Origin of the sequence: Pseudomonas sp. Z003-0.4C(8344-21), from assembly GCF_900104975.1 — a bacterium.
Lineage (GTDB): Bacteria > Pseudomonadota > Gammaproteobacteria > Pseudomonadales > Pseudomonadaceae > Aquipseudomonas > Aquipseudomonas granadensis.
The window spans coordinates 1,741,792-1,757,717 of record NZ_LT629756.1; the positions used below are offsets into that span (position 1 = coordinate 1,741,792).

General features: G+C 60.4%; 13 protein-coding genes. 10 read left to right on the plus strand and 3 right to left on the minus strand.

Features of this window, described 5'->3' with window-relative positions:
- Positions 1–114: 114 nt before the first annotated feature.
- From BLU24_RS08030 to gap, 3 genes are all read right to left on the minus strand, one after another.
- Positions 115–1,080 carry a FecR family protein gene (locus BLU24_RS08030; protein WP_093099034.1) on the minus strand — a complete coding sequence of 322 codons (966 nt, stop codon included), beginning with the start codon at positions 1,078–1,080 and terminating at the stop codon, positions 115–117.
- Positions 1,081–1,227: 147 nt separating this feature from the next.
- On the minus strand, positions 1,228–1,755 hold the full coding sequence (locus BLU24_RS08035; RefSeq protein ID WP_093099036.1) for an RNA polymerase sigma factor: 528 nt from the start codon (positions 1,753–1,755) through the stop codon (positions 1,228–1,230).
- Between the two features lie 192 nt (positions 1,756–1,947).
- On the minus strand, positions 1,948–2,949 hold the full coding sequence (gene gap, locus BLU24_RS08040) for a type I glyceraldehyde-3-phosphate dehydrogenase (RefSeq protein ID WP_090285564.1): 1,002 nt from the start codon (positions 2,947–2,949) through the stop codon (positions 1,948–1,950).
- 220 nt (positions 2,950–3,169) lie between these two features.
- Between gap and edd the strand changes: the two genes are divergently transcribed.
- The 10 genes from edd to BLU24_RS08090 all read left to right on the plus strand — a co-directional run bounded on the left by edd (position 3,170) and on the right by BLU24_RS08090 (position 15,897).
- Positions 3,170–4,996 (plus strand): phosphogluconate dehydratase, encoded by a 1,827-nt coding sequence (edd, locus tag BLU24_RS08045; RefSeq protein ID WP_093099038.1) that lies wholly within the window; start codon positions 3,170–3,172, stop codon positions 4,994–4,996.
- Positions 4,993–5,943: a glucokinase gene (locus BLU24_RS08050; protein ID WP_093099040.1), complete on the plus strand. Its 951-nt coding sequence runs from the start codon at positions 4,993–4,995 to the stop codon at positions 5,941–5,943. Before edd ends, BLU24_RS08050 begins: the two co-directional genes overlap by 4 nt.
- 165 nt (positions 5,944–6,108) lie before the next feature.
- Complete coding sequence (locus BLU24_RS08055; RefSeq protein WP_090285558.1) at positions 6,109–6,840, plus strand: response regulator; 732 nt, start codon at positions 6,109–6,111, stop codon at positions 6,838–6,840.
- Complete coding sequence (locus tag BLU24_RS08060; protein ID WP_093099042.1) at positions 6,830–8,299, plus strand: ATP-binding protein; 1,470 nt, start codon at positions 6,830–6,832, stop codon at positions 8,297–8,299. Before BLU24_RS08055 ends, BLU24_RS08060 begins: the two co-directional genes overlap by 11 nt.
- 303 nt (positions 8,300–8,602) lie before the next feature.
- A complete protein-coding gene (locus BLU24_RS08065; RefSeq protein WP_093099044.1) occupies positions 8,603–9,862 on the plus strand; it encodes a D-mannose isomerase in 1,260 nt (419 codons plus the stop codon).
- Positions 9,863–9,980: 118 nt separating this feature from the next.
- The gene (locus BLU24_RS08070; protein WP_093099046.1) at positions 9,981–11,282 is read left to right on the plus strand and encodes an ABC transporter substrate-binding protein; all 1,302 of its coding nucleotides are present in this window, start codon (positions 9,981–9,983) and stop codon (positions 11,280–11,282) included.
- Between the two features lie 133 nt (positions 11,283–11,415).
- A complete protein-coding gene (locus BLU24_RS08075) occupies positions 11,416–12,324 on the plus strand; it encodes a carbohydrate ABC transporter permease (RefSeq protein WP_042607263.1) in 909 nt (302 codons plus the stop codon).
- Entirely contained in the window at positions 12,317–13,162 is an 846-nt protein-coding gene (locus tag BLU24_RS08080) for a carbohydrate ABC transporter permease (RefSeq protein WP_090285550.1), read from the plus strand. Before BLU24_RS08075 ends, BLU24_RS08080 begins: the two co-directional genes overlap by 8 nt.
- A 2-nt stretch (positions 13,163–13,164) precedes the next feature.
- On the plus strand, positions 13,165–14,325 hold the full coding sequence (locus BLU24_RS08085) for an ABC transporter ATP-binding protein (RefSeq protein WP_090285548.1): 1,161 nt from the start codon (positions 13,165–13,167) through the stop codon (positions 14,323–14,325).
- Positions 14,326–14,547: 222 nt separating this feature from the next.
- On the plus strand, positions 14,548–15,897 hold the full coding sequence (locus tag BLU24_RS08090) for a carbohydrate porin (RefSeq protein WP_093099048.1): 1,350 nt from the start codon (positions 14,548–14,550) through the stop codon (positions 15,895–15,897).
- Positions 15,898–15,926: the final 29 nt, after the last annotated feature.

Sequence of the window (15,926 nt, forward strand, 5' to 3'; positions counted from 1 at the left end):
CTCCGTGTCGCACGAATCTTTATAGGTGCTGATTGGCATCGCTTGATGCGAATCAATTGCATTGGCTATAACGAGACGTACTGACGCGGGCTATCGAGTAAAAATAATTCTCATTCAGTTCAGGATGACCACGGCGGGGAATTCTTGCAGCCGCGCCGAAGTGATGTGCGCAAGCGAGCGGACCACGTCGAGCGGCTGATCGAGGCGGTAATTACCGGTCACGGCGACGTCGGCCAACTGCTCGTTGGTATTGATGATCCAGCCCGGATAGTAGCGGCGCAGTTCGGCCAACACCTGATTCAGCGGGCAGTTCTCGAACACCAGGCGACCCTGCACCCAGGCCAGATCGGTATTGGCGTCGAGCTTGGCCGGGTGATCGAAACCGTTGGGGCCGATGCGGATGCTTTCGCCGGCGCTCAGGCGCACCCGCGCATCGTTGTGGGTAGCGCGAAGATCGACATCGCCGCGCTGCACATTGACCTGCGCAACCCCGTCGAGATAACGCACGGCAAACGCGGTGTCGCGCACGCTGGCGCGGACCGGGCCGGCATCGATTTCCAGCGCCTGACCGCGGCCACTGGCGACCTCGAAAAACGCCTCGCCCTGAAACAGCCGGGCCACGCGCTGCTGATCGTTGATCGTGCTGGAAAACGCCGAATTGGTGTTGAGCAGGACTTTCGAGCCGTCCTCCAGTTGCAGGCGCTGGCGCTCGCCGACCACGGTCAGATGATCGGCTTGCAGGCGCATCGGCAGGTTGCTGAAACTGAACAGCCCGAGGACCAGCACTGCCGCCGTGGCCAGTGGTTTCCAGTGCGGGCGCAAGCGCTGAAGCAAGGTGACTTTCGCCGGTTTTGCCGCCAGGGCCTGCGCGCACAACGCCACTTGCGGACCGTCCCAGATCGCCTGGGCCTTGGCGAACGCTTCGGCGTTCAACGGATCGGCCGCCAGCCAGGCGTGGAACTGCCGGGTCTGTTCCTCGTCCGGGCTGCCGAGCACGATGAGCCAGTCCAGTGCCTGGTCCATTGCGTTGGCAGCGTCCTGCGCCGAATCCGGCGAAGGCGAGCGGTGGGTGTCCGTCACGGTGTTTCCTCAGGCTTCTGGTGAAGCAGGGCTTCTGACGAAGCAGTTTCTAGCTTCAAGCGACAAGCTGCAAGCCAAAGCCAAAGCCAAAGCCAAAGCCAAAGCTGGATGCGTTGTTGCTGTTCGTTTTTACTTGCCGCTTGAAGCTTATAGCTTGCCGCTGCCGTCGAGGCGTTCAGCAACGCCGATGCAGATCGACATGATCAGCTTCAGTTCTTTTTGTACGGTGCTGAGGGAGACGTTCAGTTCGTCAGCGATCTCCTGATAGCTGCTCCCGTGCAAACGGCTGAGGATGAAAATCTGCTGCTGGCGCGGGCTGAGTTGACCGAGGCTCACGTTCAGGCGCTCCAGCATCTGTTCGGCATGGGCGGCGTCTTCGGCGCTGCTGGCGGGGGCGGCGATGCTGTGCACAATTTCAGCCGGGACATCATCGACCATGGTGCGCGCGTGGATCTTGCGCGCACGCAGATGATCCAGCGCCAGATTGCGCGCGGTCTGAAACACAAACGGTTCGAGGTGATCGATGGCCCGCTCGCTCAAGGCGCGGGTAACGCGCAGGTAGGTTTCCTGCAGCAGGTCTTCAGCGGTGCTGTGATTGTTGACCATGCGCTCCAGCGTGCGCAGCAGGGACGTGCGCTGGGCAAGGAAGACATGATTGAAGCGCGATTGACTCACGGGAGGACCTGATCCATTTCAAGCGAATGATAATGCTTATCATCTGGCTCAATGGTCAAGCAATGATTTTGAATACCTCGCAAAACCCTTGCAGGAGTGAGCCTGCTCGCGATTGCGGTATCACATTCACCATTTTAGTTGGCTGACGGATAGCTATCGCGAGCAGGCTCACTCCTACAGAAGAGCGGCCGCTTACTCGGCGTTACACAACGCCAGGCAGTTATCCAGCATGCGGTTGGAGAAGCCCCATTCGTTGTCATACCAGGCCAGCACCTTCAGCAGTCTGCCGCTGGATTTGGTGTGGTTGGCGTCGAAGATCGACGACAGCGGGTTGTGGTTGAAGTCGCTGGAAACCAGCGGCAACGTGTTGTAACCCAGAATTTTTGAATGCTGGCTCGCCGCTTTGAGCAGGGCGTTGACTTCGTCGGCGCTGGCTTCTTTCTTCAACTGCACGGTCAGGTCTACCAGCGACACGTTGATCACCGGCACACGCACGGCCATGCCGGTCAGTTTGCCGGCCAGTTCCGGCAGCACCAGGCCTACCGCTTCAGCGGCGCCGGTCTTGCTCGGGATCATGTTCTGCGTGGCCGAACGCGCGCGGTACGGGTCGGTGTGATAGACGTCAGTGAGGTTCTGGTCGTTGGTGTAGGCGTGAATGGTAGTCATCAGACCGCTTTCGATGCCCAGCTCACGGTGCAGCACCTGCGCGACCGGGGCGAGGCAGTTGGTGGTGCACGACGCGTTGGAGATGATCTGGTGCGACTGGCGCAGAATGTCGTGGTTGACGCCGTAAACCACGGTGGCGTCGGCGCCTTTGGCCGGGGCCGAGATAATCACTTTGCGTGCGCCGGCGCTAATATGCGCGGCAGCTTTGGCGCGGTCGGTAAACAGACCGGTGCATTCGAACACCACGTCGATCTTTTCCGCCGCCCATGGCAGTTCGGCCGGGTTGCGAATGGCGCTGACCGCAATGCGGTCGCCGTTGACCGTCAGGCTCTCGTTATCGTGCGCCACTTCGGCGTCGAAGGTGCCGTGAACGGTGTCGTATTTGAGCAGATGGGCATTGATCGAACTGTCGCCCAGATCGTTGATGGCGACGATCTGCAGATCCTGTCGATAGCCTTGGGTATACAGTGCGCGCAGGACATTACGGCCGATGCGGCCAAAACCATTGATTGCGATTCGAAGAGTCATGGAACAGCGCCGCCGTCGTTTTGTTGTTGGAATTACAAGATTATTCGCATAAAAATAGAAAACAAGCCTTTTTAGTGGCAATATTTTGTTTTATCTACAACGAGTGACCTGAATCAACTGGTCCGAATGGTCAAAAAAGCCGTCTGTCATTCCACCGACACCGGCCTTTGATCAGCATAGACAATCAGGTCGCCACATCCGTTAGCCTGGAGTTCTACACATGCATCCCCGCGTTCTTGAGGTCACCGAACGGCTTATCGCCCGCAGCCGCGCCACGCGTCAGGCTTACCTTGCATTGATTCGCGGCGCCGCCACGGACGGGCCGATGCGCGGCAAGCTGCAATGCGCCAACTTCGCCCATGGCGTGGCCGGTTGCGGCAGCGAAGACAAGCACAGCCTGCGGATGATGAACTCGGCGAACATCGCCATTGTTTCTTCGTATAACGACATGCTTTCGGCACACCAGCCGTACGAAGTTTTCCCCCAGCAAATCAAAAATGCCTTGCGCGAAATCGGCTCGGTCGGCCAGTTCGCTGGCGGCACCCCGGCGATGTGCGACGGCGTGACCCAGGGCGAGCCGGGCATGGAACTGAGCCTGCCGAGCCGCGAAGTGATTGCCATGTCGACCGCCGTGGCGCTGTCGCACAACATGTTCGACGGTGCGCTGATGCTCGGCATCTGCGACAAGATCGTGCCGGGGCTGATGATGGGCTCGCTGCGCTTCGGTCATCTGCCGACCATTTTTGTGCCGGGCGGGCCGATGGTCTCGGGGATTTCCAACAAGGAAAAAGCCGATGTGCGGCAGAAGTACGCCGAAGGCAAGGCGACCCGCGAAGAGCTGCTGGAATCGGAGATGAAGTCCTACCACAGCCCGGGCACCTGCACGTTCTACGGCACCGCCAACACCAACCAGTTGCTGATGGAAGTCATGGGCCTGCACTTGCCGGGCGCCTCTTTCGTCAACCCGAACACGCCGCTGCGTGACGCACTGACCCGCGAAGCCGCGCATCAGGTCACGCGCCTGACCAAGCAGAACGGCAACTTCATGCCGATCGGTGAAATCGTCGATGAGAAGGCGCTGGTCAACTCGATCGTTGCCCTGCACGCCACCGGCGGCTCGACCAACCACACTCTGCACATGCCGGCGATCGCCATGGCCGCGGGCATTCAACTGATCTGGCAGGACATGGCCGACCTCTCCGAAGTCGTCCCGACCCTGAGCCACGTCTACCCGAACGGCAAAGCCGACATCAACCACTTCCAGGCCGCGGGCGGCATGTCGTTCCTGATCCGCGAACTGCTCGGCGCCGGCCTGCTGCACGAAGACGTCAACACCGTGCTTGGCCACGGTTTGAGCAAATACACCAAAGAACCATTCCTTGATAACGGCGAGCTGGTCTGGCGCGAAGGCCCGACTGACAGCCTCGACGAAAACATTTTGCGTCCAGTCTCTCGAGCGTTCTCCGCCGAGGGCGGCTTGCGCGTGATGGAGGGCAACCTTGGTCGCGGCGTGATGAAGGTCTCGGCGGTGGCGCTGGAAAACCAGATCGTCGAAGCGCCGGCGATGGTGTTCCAGGATCAGCAGGATCTGGCCGACGCGTTCAAGGCCGGTCTGCTGGAGAAGGATTTCGTTGCAGTGATGCGCTTCCAGGGCCCGCGTTCCAACGGTATGCCCGAGCTGCACAAGATGACGCCGTTCCTCGGCGTGCTGCAGGATCGCGGCTTCAAAGTGGCACTGGTGACCGACGGGCGCATGTCCGGCGCGTCGGGGAAAATCCCTGCGGCAATTCACGTCAGCCCCGAAGCTTATGTCGGTGGTGCTTTGGCGCGCGTGCAAGAGGGCGATATCATCCGCGTCGATGGCGTCAAAGGCACCTTGGAACTGAAGGTCGACGCCGACGAATTTGCCGCACGCGAACCTGCCAAAGGCCTGTTGGGCAACAACATCGGCAGCGGTCGCGAACTGTTCGGCTTCATGCGCATGGCCTTCAGCTCGGCGGAGCAGGGCGCCAGCGCCTTCACTTCTGCCCTGGAGACGCTTAATTGAAACTGGCTTTGGTCGGTGACATCGGAGGCACCAACGCACGTTTTGCGTTGTGGCAAAACCAGCAACTGCAATCGGTTCAGGTGCTGGCCACGGCCGACTTCGCCAGCCCGGAAGAGGCGATCAGCCTGTATCTGAGCGGGCTCGGTCTGGCGCCGGGGGCGATCGGCTCGGTGTGCCTGTCGGTCGCCGGTCCGGTCAGCGGCGATGAATTCAAGTTCACCAACAATCACTGGCGCCTGAGCCGCAGCGCGTTCTGCAAGACCTTGCAGGTCGAGCAATTGTTGCTGACCAACGATTTTTCGGCGATGGCGCTGGGCATGACCCGCTTGCAGCCGGGCGAGTTCCGGGTGATCTGCGAGGGCACGCCGGAGCCGTTGCGCCCGGCGGTGGTGATCGGCCCGGGCACCGGGCTGGGCGTGGGTACCTTGCTGGACCTCGGCGGAGGTCGCTTCGCGGCATTGCCGGGCGAGGGCGGTCACGTTGACCTGCCGCTGAGCAGCCCGCGCGAAACCCAACTGTGGCAGCACATCTACAACGAGATCGGCCATGTCAGCGCCGAGACCGCATTGAGCGGCGGCGGCTTGCCGCGACTGTACCGGGCGATCTGCGCAGTCGACGGGCATGAACCGACCCTCGACACGCCGGAGGCGATTACCGCGGCCGGTCTGGCGGGCGATCCGATTGCCCTCGAAGTGCTTGAGCAGTTCTGCTGCTGGCTCGGTCGCGTGGCCGGCAACAACGTGCTGACTACTGGCGCGCGCGGAGGGGTGTATATCGTTGGCGGGGTGATTCCGCGCTTTGCCGATTTCTTCGCCAGCAGCGGTTTCGCCCGCAGCTTCGCCGACAAGGGCTGCATGAGCGATTACTTCAAAGGCATCCCGGTGTGGCTGGTGACGGCGCCGTACTCTGGCCTGGTCGGCGCCGGCGTGGCCCTCGACCAGGCTTGATACCGAGTCGCCTGCATCGCTGGCAAGCCAGCTCCCACAGATTTGTGAACGACACAGATCCTTGTGGGAGCTGGCTTGCCAGCGATGAGGCCAGAACAGACAACAAATTTCCAAGGTTCATCAGGCATAATCCGCCCCAATTCCAACAACAAGGATGCCTTCGAAGTGAGCTCAGTCAACAAGTCGATATTGTTGGTCGATGACGATCAGGAGATACGCGAGTTGCTGGAAACCTACCTGACCCGCGCCGGGTTTCAGGTACGCGCCACCGCCGACGGGGCCAGTTTCCGTCAGGCGCTCAACGAGGCGCCGAGCGATCTGGTGATTCTCGACGTCATGCTGCCCGACGAAGACGGCTTCAGCCTGTGCCGTTGGGTGCGCCAGCATCCGCGTCAGGCGCAGGTGCCGATCATCATGCTGACCGCCAGTTCCGACGAAGCCGACCGCGTGATCGGTCTGGAACTCGGCGCCGACGATTACCTCGGCAAACCGTTCAGCCCGCGCGAACTGCAAGCGCGGATCAAGGCTCTGCTGCGCCGCGCGCAATTTGCGCACGAACGCAGCGGCAGTGAAGTGCTGGCTTTTGATGAGTGGCGGCTGGACATGGTCAGTCATCGGCTGTTTCACACCGACGGCGAGGAAGTGATTCTCTCCGGTGCCGATTTCGCGCTGCTGAAACTGTTCCTCGATCACCCGCAGGAAATCCTCGACCGCGACACCATTGGCAATGCCACCCGTGGCCGCGACCTGATGCCGCTCGACCGGATTGTCGACATGGCCGTCAGCCGTTTGCGCCAGCGTCTGCGTGACACCGAAAAACCGCCGCGACTGATCCGCACCGTGCGCGGCAGCGGCTATCAACTGGCAGCCAACGTGGTTGCCGGCAATGCTCACTGAGTCGCTGCGCAGACTCGCCGCTAAAGTCCCGGTGCCGCGTTCGCTGCTCGGACGCATGCTGCTGTTGACCCTGCTCGCAGTGCTGTTTGCGCAAACCCTGTCGAGCGTGATCTGGGTTTCGCAGCTGCGCGCGACGCAGCTCGAAGGGCTGGTCACCAGCGCCCGCAGCCTGGCCCATTCGATGACCGCCAGCGTCAGCTATTTTCGCTCGCTGCCGGTGGCGTACCGGCCGCTGGTACTCGATCAGTTGCGCAGCATGGGCGGTACGCGTTTCGTCGTGACCCTGAATGACAAGCCGCTGGGCATGGACGTGCTGCCGGTCACCCCGCGTAAAGCGGCGGTGATGCAAGCGGTGGATGAAGTGCTGCGCCAGACCCTGGGCCATGACACGGATATTTCGGTGACGTTCGTCAGCCCCGAGGACCTGCGCATTTTCAATGCCGGCTTGAAGCTCGATGAGCTGCCACGCTCGTGGGCGCATTACGCGCTGACGCTCGAGCCGGTCAATCCGCCGGTGCTGGTCACGCAGATTCAAATGGCCCCGGGCGAATGGCTGTACATCGCCTCGCTGTTGCCCGAGCCCTACACCAGTCTCGAAGAACAAGGCCTGCCGTCGCAGCAGGTGTGGTTCATCGTCCTCACCAGCGGTTTTCTGCTGTTGTTCATTGGGCTTCTGGTGCACTGGCAGAGCCGCCCGCTCAAGCGTCTGGCGCGCTCGGCGCGGGATCTGTCGCTGGGCGCCGACGTCGAACCGGTGGCCGAGGGCGGCGGCAGCGAAGTGGTCGAAGTGGGCCGCGCATTCAACACCATGCGCGAACGCATCAGCCGCTACCTGACCGAGCGCAGCCAGTTGTTCAGCGCGATTTCCCATGACCTGCGCACGCCGATCACCCGCTTGCGCTTGCGCGTCGAACTGCTCGAAGACGAACAGCTGCAAGCCAAGTTCGGCCGTGATCTGGATGAGCTGGAACTGCTGGTCAAAGGCGCGCTGCAATGCGTCAAGGACACCGATATCCACGAGAACATCGAGCCGGTGGACCTCAACCATGTGCTCGATTGCCTGGTCGAGCCGTATCTGGCGCCGAATGGCAACGGCCGCGTGACCCAACACGGCCGCGCGCTGACGGCGTATCCGGGCAAGCCGCTGGCGTTGAAACGCTGCATCGGTAACCTGATCGATAACGCGCTCAAGTACGGGCAGAACGCGCATCTGCACATCGATGATGATGAAAGCGCGTTTGTGCTGCATGTCGACGACGAAGGCCCGGGCGTGCCGGAGCAGCGTCTGGAGCAGGTGTTCGAACCGCATTTTCGCTTGGCCGGGCAGCAGCAGGGTTATGGGCTGGGGTTGGGCATTGCGCGCAATATTGCCCACAGCCATGGTGGGGAAGTGACGTTGCAGAATCTGCGTGAGGGTGGGTTGCGGGTGACGTTGCAGTTGCCTAGATCTGTGGATTAGCCCCTGAAGAGCCCCTCACCCTAGCCCTCTCCCAGGGGAGAGGGAACTGACCGGGTTGTCTCGCGTCACGCATCGACCTGAAGCACCGTGTCGATTAAGGATTCGCTGAAGAACTCCCATCTCGGCGCATCTCTCGAGCATCCCCCATTCGGCCCCCTCTCCCTCCGGGAGAGGGCTGGGGTGAGGGTGCTTTCGCTGCGTTTTGTCACGGATCAGTGACAAACCACGTCCCCTTCGTTACAAGCCCACCCCGGCCCGTTGTTTAGACTGCCCGCAGTCCTAACAACAAAAAAGGGTCACTCCATGGACACCTTTCACCCAGGCTTCAGCAGTTGGCTGAACGCGCCTGCCCACCAGCAATGGCTCGCCGCCGAAGGCCTGCGCCTGCTGGATTTCGCCAAGGCAGCAAGACTTCCCGAAGGTTTCGGCAACCTCGACGAGCGCGGCCAATTACCGGCCAATGCGCAAGCCGAAACCATGAACACCGCACGCATGACCCACAGCTTCGCCATGGCGCATATCCAGGGCCTGCCGGGGTTTGCCGAACTGGTCGACCACGGCATTGCCGCGTTGCGCGGGCCGTTGCGTGATGCGCTGCACGGTGGCTGGTTTGCGGTCGCCGAATATCGCGACGACAACACCGGCAAGAATGCCTACCTGCATGCCTTTGTCGCGTTGGCCGCCAGTTCTGCCGTGGTTGCACAACGGCCCGGCGCCCAGGCTTTGCTGGATGATGCGATCGACATCATCGACACGTATTTCTGGAGCGAAGAAGAGGGCGCCATGCGTGAATTCTTCAACCGCGACTGGAGCGAAGAGGAAGCCTACCGTGGCGCCAACAGCAACATGCACGCGACCGAAGCGTTCCTCGCGTTGGCCGATGTCACCGAAGACCCGCGCTGGCTGGTGCGCGCCCAGCGCATCGTTGAACGCGTGATTCATGGTCACGCTGCGGCCAACGATTACATGGTTATTGAGCACTTCAACCGCGACTGGCAGCCGCTGCGCGATTACAACCACGACAATCCTGCTGATGGCTTCCGTCCTTACGGCACCACGCCGGGCCACGGGTTCGAATGGGCGCGGCTGCTGCTGCACCTCGAAGCGGCGCGGGTCCAGGCCGGCATGCTCACGCCGGGCTGGCTCGCCACTGATGCGCAAAAACTGTTCGAGAACAACTGCCGCCACGGCTGGAACGTCGACGGTGCGCCGGGCATCGTTTACACCCTCGATTGGGACAACAAAGCGGTGGTCCGCCATCGTTTGCACTGGACCCACGCCGAAGCCAGCGCCGCCGCGAGCGCCTTGCTCAAGCGCACCGGTGATGCCCAATACGAGACCTGGTACCGATTGTTCTGGGAATTCTGCGAACTGCAATTCATCGACCGCTGCAACGGCAGCTGGCATCACGAACTCAATCCGCAAAACCAGCCAAGTGCCGATATCTGGCCGGGCAAGCCTGATCTGTATCACGCCTGGCAGGCCGTTTTGATTCCACGATTGCCGCTGGCACCGAGCATGGCCACGGCTTTGGCGCAGTTATCCCAAGGCAGTCCTGTGTAACCATGTCGTGACATTTACGCGTCCCTTCGTTACCTGCGAAGGGAAACGCTCTGTTTAAACTCCGTGCAGCGCAAGCACCAGACTTGCAATGCATAACAACAAGAAAGGTACATCTCGAATGAATGCGATTTCTCGCCTCGCTACTGTCATTTCTGTCGCCTCCCTGTTCCCGCTCGCAATCCTGCCGCTCAGTGTTTCCGCTGCCGAATCCAAAGGTTCGGTCGAAGTCGTGCATTGGTGGACCTCCGGTGGCGAAAAAGCCGCTGTCGATGTGCTCAAGGCTCAAGTCGAAAAAGACGGTTTCACCTGGAAGGACGGCGCTGTCGCCGGTGGTGGCGGTGCGACTGCCATGACCGTGCTGAAAAGCCGCGCCGTTGCCGGCAACCCGCCGGGCGTTGCCCAGATCAAAGGCCCGGATATCCAGGAATGGGCATCGACCGGCCTGCTCGACACCGACGTTTTGAAAGACGTTGCCAAGTCGGAAAAGTGGGACAGCCTGCTCGACAAGAAAGTCTCCGACACCGTCAAGTACGACGGTGATTACGTGGCCGTGCCGGTGAACATTCACCGTGTCAACTGGCTGTGGATCAACCCGGAAGTGTTCAAGAAAGCCGGGATCACCAAGAACCCGACCACCCTCGAAGAGTTCTACGCCGCCGGCGACAAGCTGAAAGCCGCAGGCTTCATTCCGCTCGCCCACGGCGGTCAGCCTTGGCAGGACAGCACCGTGTTCGAAGCCGTGGTGCTTTCGGTCATGGGTGTCGATGGTTACAAGAAAGCCCTGGTTGATCTCGACAACAAAGCGCTGACCGGCCCGGAAATGGTCAAGGCGCTGACCGAGCTGAAAAAAGTCGCGACCTACATGGACGCTGATGGCAAAGGTCAGGACTGGAACCTCGAAGCGGCCAAGGTCATCAACGGCAAGGCCGGCATGCAGATCATGGGTGACTGGGCCAAGTCCGAATGGACCGCCGCCAGGAAAGTCGCCGGCAAGGACTACGAGTGCGTAGCGTTCCCGGGCACCGACAAAGCATTCACCTACAACATCGACTCGCTGGCCGTGTTCAAGCAGAAGGACGCGGGCACCGCGGCCGGTCAGCAAGACATCGCCAAAGTCGTGCTGGGTGAAAACTTCCAGAAAGTCTTCAGCATCAACAAAGGCTCGATCCCGGTACGCAACGACATGTTGAACAACATGGACAAGCTCGGCTTCGACTCCTGCGCCCAGACCGCTGCCAAGGACTTCCTCGCGGACGCCAAGTCCGGCGGCCTGCAACCAAGCATGGCGCACAACATGGCGACCACGCTGGCGGTGCAGGGCGCGTTCTTTGACGTAGTCACCAACTACATCAACGACCCTAAAGCCGACCCGGCCGATGCGGCGAAGAAACTCGGCGCGGCGGTTCAGTCAGCCAAATAGGCGCCTTAGCGGCGAGCTGCAAGCTACGAGCTTCAAGCTGCAAGTTAAAAGCTTGCGCGATGTTGGTCTTGCAGCTTGCAGCTTGCAGCTTGCAGCTAGTAGCTGTTCTTCTCTTTCTTTTGTGGATTTGCTCATGAGTTCTGTTGCTGTGTTCAGCAAGGCCTCGCCGTTCGATGCATTGCAGCGCTGGCTACCGAAACTGGTGCTGGCGCCGAGCATGTTCATCGTGCTGGTGGGCTTCTATGGCTACATCCTGTGGACGTTCATTCTGTCGTTCACTACGTCGACTTTTCTGCCCAACTACAAATGGGCCGGTCTGGCGCAATACGCCCGGTTGTTCGACAACGACCGCTGGTGGGTGGCGAGCAAGAACCTTGCGGTATTTGGCGGCATGTTCATCGGCATCACTTTGGTGATCGGTGTGCTGCTGGCGGTATTCCTCGACCAGCGCATCCGTCGCGAAGGCTTTATCCGCACCATTTACCTGTACCCGATGGCGCTCTCGATGATCGTGACCGGTACCGCGTGGAAATGGCTGCTCAACCCGGGCATGGGCCTGGACAAATTGTTGCGTGACTGGGGCTGGGAAGGCTTCCGTCTCGACTGGCTGATCGACCCGGATCGCGTGGTCTACTGCCTGGTGATCGCCGCTGTGTGGCAAGCCTCGGGCTTCATCATGGCGATGTTCCTCGCCGGTCTGCGTGGCGTAGATCAATCGATCATTCGTGCTGCGCAGATCGACGGCGCGAGCATGCCGCGCATCTACTGGAAAGTGGTGCTGCCAAGCCTGCGCCCGGTGTTCTTCAGTGCGGTGATGATTCTGGCGCACATCGCGATCAAGAGCTTCGACCTCGTCGCCGCGATGACCGCGGGCGGTCCGGGTTATTCCTCCGACCTGCCAGCGATGTTCATGTATTCGTTCACCTTCAGTCGCGGCCAGATGGGCATGGGCTCGGCCAGTGCGATTCTGATGCTCGGTGCGATCCTCGCGATCATCGTGCCTTACCTGTATTCCGAGCTGAGGACCAAGCGCAATGACTAGTCTCGCTGCCAAACCTGCGATCAGCTTCAGTCGCATCGCCATTTACGCGGTGCTGATTTTCGCGGTGATTCTGTATCTGGTGCCGCTGGTGGTCATGCTGCTGACCAGCTTCAAGACCCCGGAAGACATCAGCACCGGCAACCTGCTGAGCTGGCCGACCGTGGTCAGCGGCATCGGCTGGGTGAAGGCCTGGGCCACGGTTGATGGTTATTTCTGGAACTCGATCAAGATCACCGTTCCGGCCGTGATCATCTCCACCGCCATCGGTGCGTTGAACGGTTATGTGCTGTCGATGTGGCGCTTCCGTGGTTCGCAACTGTTCTTCGGTCTGCTGCTGTTCGGCTGCTTCCTGCCGTTCCAGACCGTGCTGCTGCCGGCCTCGTTCACCCTCGGCAAGATGGGCCTGGCAAGCACCACCACCGGCCTGGTTTTCGTTCACGTGGTTTACGGTCTGGCGTTTACCACGCTGTTCTTTCGCAACTACTACGTGAGCATTCCCGATGCGCTGGTCAAGGCTGCGCGACTGGACGGTGCCGGTTTCTTCACGATTTTCCGGAGGATCATTCTGCCGATGTCGACGCCGATCATCATGGTCTGCCTGATCTGGCAGTTCACCCAGATCTGGAACGACTTCCTCTTCGGTGTGGTGTTCTCCAGCGGCGATTCGCAGCCGATCACCGTGGCGCTGAACAACCTGGTCAATACCAGCACCGGCGCCAAGGAATATAACGTGGACATGGCAGCGGCGATGATCGCCGGCCTGCCGACCCTGCTGGTCTATGTGGTCGCAGGCAAGTATTTCGTGCGCGGGCTGACGGCCGGCGCGGTCAAGGGGTAATCATGGCAACGCTCGAACTTCGCAACGTCAACAAGACTTACGGTGCCGGTCTGCCGGACACCCTGAAGAACATCGAACTGTCGATCAAGGACGGCGAATTCCTGATCCTCGTCGGCCCGTCGGGTTGCGGTAAATCGACCTTGATGAACTGCATCGCCGGCCTGGAAACCATCACCGGCGGCGCGATCATGATCGGTGATCAGGACGTCAGCGGCATGAGCCCCAAGGATCGTGACATCGCCATGGTGTTCCAGTCCTACGCGCTGTACCCGACCATGAGCGTGCGCGAGAACATCGAGTTCGGCCTGAAGATCCGCAAGATGCCGCAGGCAGCGATCGACGAAGAAGTCGCCCGTGTGGCCAAGCTGCTGCAGATCGAACACTTGCTCAATCGCAAGCCGGGCCAGCTCTCCGGCGGGCAGCAACAGCGCGTGGCGATGGGCCGTGCGCTGGCACGTCGGCCGAAGATCTACCTGTTCGACGAACCGCTGTCCAACCTCGACGCCAAGCTGCGCGTCGAGATGCGCACCGAAATGAAACTGATGCACCAGCGTCTGAAAACCACCACGGTTTACGTGACGCACGACCAGATCGAAGCGATGACCCTGGGCGACAAAGTCGCGGTGATGAAAGACGGAATCATTCAGCAGTTCGGCACCCCTAAGGATATCTACAACGATCCGGCCAACCTGTTCGTCGCCAGCTTCATCGGCTCGCCGCCGATGAACTTCATTCCGCTGCGCTTGCAGCGCAAGGATGGGCGCCTGCTGGCGCTGCTCGACAGCGGTCAGGCGCGTTGTGAATTGCCGATGAGCATGCAGGACGCCGGGCTTGAAGATCGCGAAGTGATCCTCGGCCTGCGCCCTGAGCAGATCTGTCTGGCGAACGGCGAGGGCAATGGCCTGCCGAGCATTCGCGCTGAAGTGCAGGTCACCGAGCCGACCGGTCCGGACACCCTGGTGTTCGTCAATTTGAATGACACCAAAGTCTGCTGCCGACTGGCGCCAGACGTGGCACCGCAGGTGGGCGAGAGCCTGACGCTGCAGTTCGATCCGTCGAAAGTGTTGTTGTTCGATGCCAAAACCGGTGAGCGCCTCGGCACTGCCGGTCAACCACAGGCCGATGCGCGGTCTGCGAACGTGGCGCAATTCAAAGGCCGCTGAAAAACAAGGCTGGAATGCTGTCCTGTGGGAGCTGGCTTGCCAGCGATGGCATCAACCTGATTCGACGACGGACCGAGTTGCCTGCATCGCTGGCAAGCCAGCTCCCACATGGGTCGGTTCCACAAAAAAGGAGCACGCGGCGAATGGCCTGTCATTCGTCGCACTTTATGTAAACCGCGTTAGATAAAAACAGTTAATAACAATAAAGACGAGGATGTAGGGATGAAAAAGAAACACGTCAATGCCCGGTTGATCTGCCAGGTTTCTGCGGCGGCAGCACTGGTGCTGGCCGGTAACGCGATGGCGGCGGATGCGTTCAGCTCCGACTCCAAATGGATGACCGGTGACTGGGGCGGTGAGCGGACCAGGCTGATCGAGCAGGGTATCGACATCAAGGCTGACTACGTTGGGGAAGTCGGTGGCAACCTGAACGGTGGCTACAACGACGACAAGACTGCGCGTTACGCTGACCAGTTCGGTCTGGGCGTGGCACTCGATCTGCAAAAGCTGTGGGGCTGGGATAACACCCAGGCGAAGATCCAGCTGACCAACCGTAACGGCTACAACATCTCCAACGACCGCGTTGGCGATCCGCGTGCCGGCACCCTCAGCTCCTCGCAGGAAGTCTACGGCCGTGGGCACATGGTGCGCCTGACCCAGTTGTGGATTCAGCACCAGTTCTTCGACAACAAACTCGACGTCAAGGCCGGTTACTTCGGTGAAGGCGAAGACTTCAACACCTTCCCGTGCGACTTCCAGAACCTCGCGTTCTGCGGTTCGCAAGTGGGTAACTGGGCGACCAACATCTGGTACAACTGGCCGGTCAGCCAAGCCGCGATTCGTGTGAAGTACAACATCAACGACGAGCTCTACGCGCAGATCGGTGCGTACAACCAGAACCCGTCGCAGCTGGAACACGGCAACGGCTTCAAACTCAGCGGCAGCGGCACCAAGGGTACTGTTCTGCCAGTCGAACTGGTCTGGTCGCCGAAGGTCAACAGCCTGCCGGGCGAATACCGCGTCGGTTACTACAAGAGCACGGCTGATGCCGACGACGTTCGTGAGGACGTCAACGGTTTCGACGCAGCGACCACGGGCGACTCCTACAAGTCGCACAACAGCAAAAGCGGTTACTGGTTCGTCGCGCAACAGCAACTCACCAGCCACAACGGTGACGCCACTCGCGGTCTGAACATCGCCGCCAACGCGACCTTCCACGACAAGGACACCAACTTCATCGACAACTACCAGTCGGTGATGTTTGTCTACAAAGGTCCGTTCGATGCCCGTCCGAAAGATGACATCGGTATTGGCGCAGCGCGTATCCACGTCAACAAGGACGTGAAGCGCAATGCCGAATTGCTGAACGCTTCCAACGGTGTTTCCGACTACGACAACGCCGCGTTCTCGCCGATTCGTGAAACCGAATACAACTACGAGCTCAACTACGGCTTCCACGTCACCAACTGGCTGACCGTGCGTCCCAACCTGCAATACATCACTCATCCAGGCGGTGTGGATGAAGTGGACAACGCTTTGGTCGCTGGCCTGAAAATTCAGTCAACGTTCTAACGCGTCTGCGATAAGCTCCTCTCTATGTG

Excerpts from the sequence above, each read along its gene's own strand:
- BLU24_RS08085 (WP_090285548.1), top strand. The coding sequence starts at position 13,165 with ATGGCAACGCTCGAACTTCGCAACGTCAACAAGACTTACGGTGCCGGT.
- BLU24_RS08080 (WP_090285550.1), top strand. The coding sequence starts at position 12,317 with ATGACTAGTCTCGCTGCCAAACCTGCGATCAGCTTCAGTCGCATCGCC.
- BLU24_RS08070 (WP_093099046.1), top strand. The coding sequence starts at position 9,981 with ATGAATGCGATTTCTCGCCTCGCTACTGTCATTTCTGTCGCCTCCCTG.
- BLU24_RS08060 (WP_093099042.1), top strand. The coding sequence starts at position 6,830 with ATGCTCACTGAGTCGCTGCGCAGACTCGCCGCTAAAGTCCCGGTGCCG.
- edd (WP_093099038.1), top strand. The coding sequence starts at position 3,170 with ATGCATCCCCGCGTTCTTGAGGTCACCGAACGGCTTATCGCCCGCAGC.
- BLU24_RS08065 (WP_093099044.1), top strand. The coding sequence starts at position 8,603 with ATGGACACCTTTCACCCAGGCTTCAGCAGTTGGCTGAACGCGCCTGCC.
- gap (WP_090285564.1), bottom strand. The coding sequence starts at position 2,949 with ATGACTCTTCGAATCGCAATCAATGGTTTTGGCCGCATCGGCCGTAAT.
- BLU24_RS08090 (WP_093099048.1), top strand. The coding sequence starts at position 14,548 with ATGAAAAAGAAACACGTCAATGCCCGGTTGATCTGCCAGGTTTCTGCG.
- BLU24_RS08075 (WP_042607263.1), top strand. The coding sequence starts at position 11,416 with ATGAGTTCTGTTGCTGTGTTCAGCAAGGCCTCGCCGTTCGATGCATTG.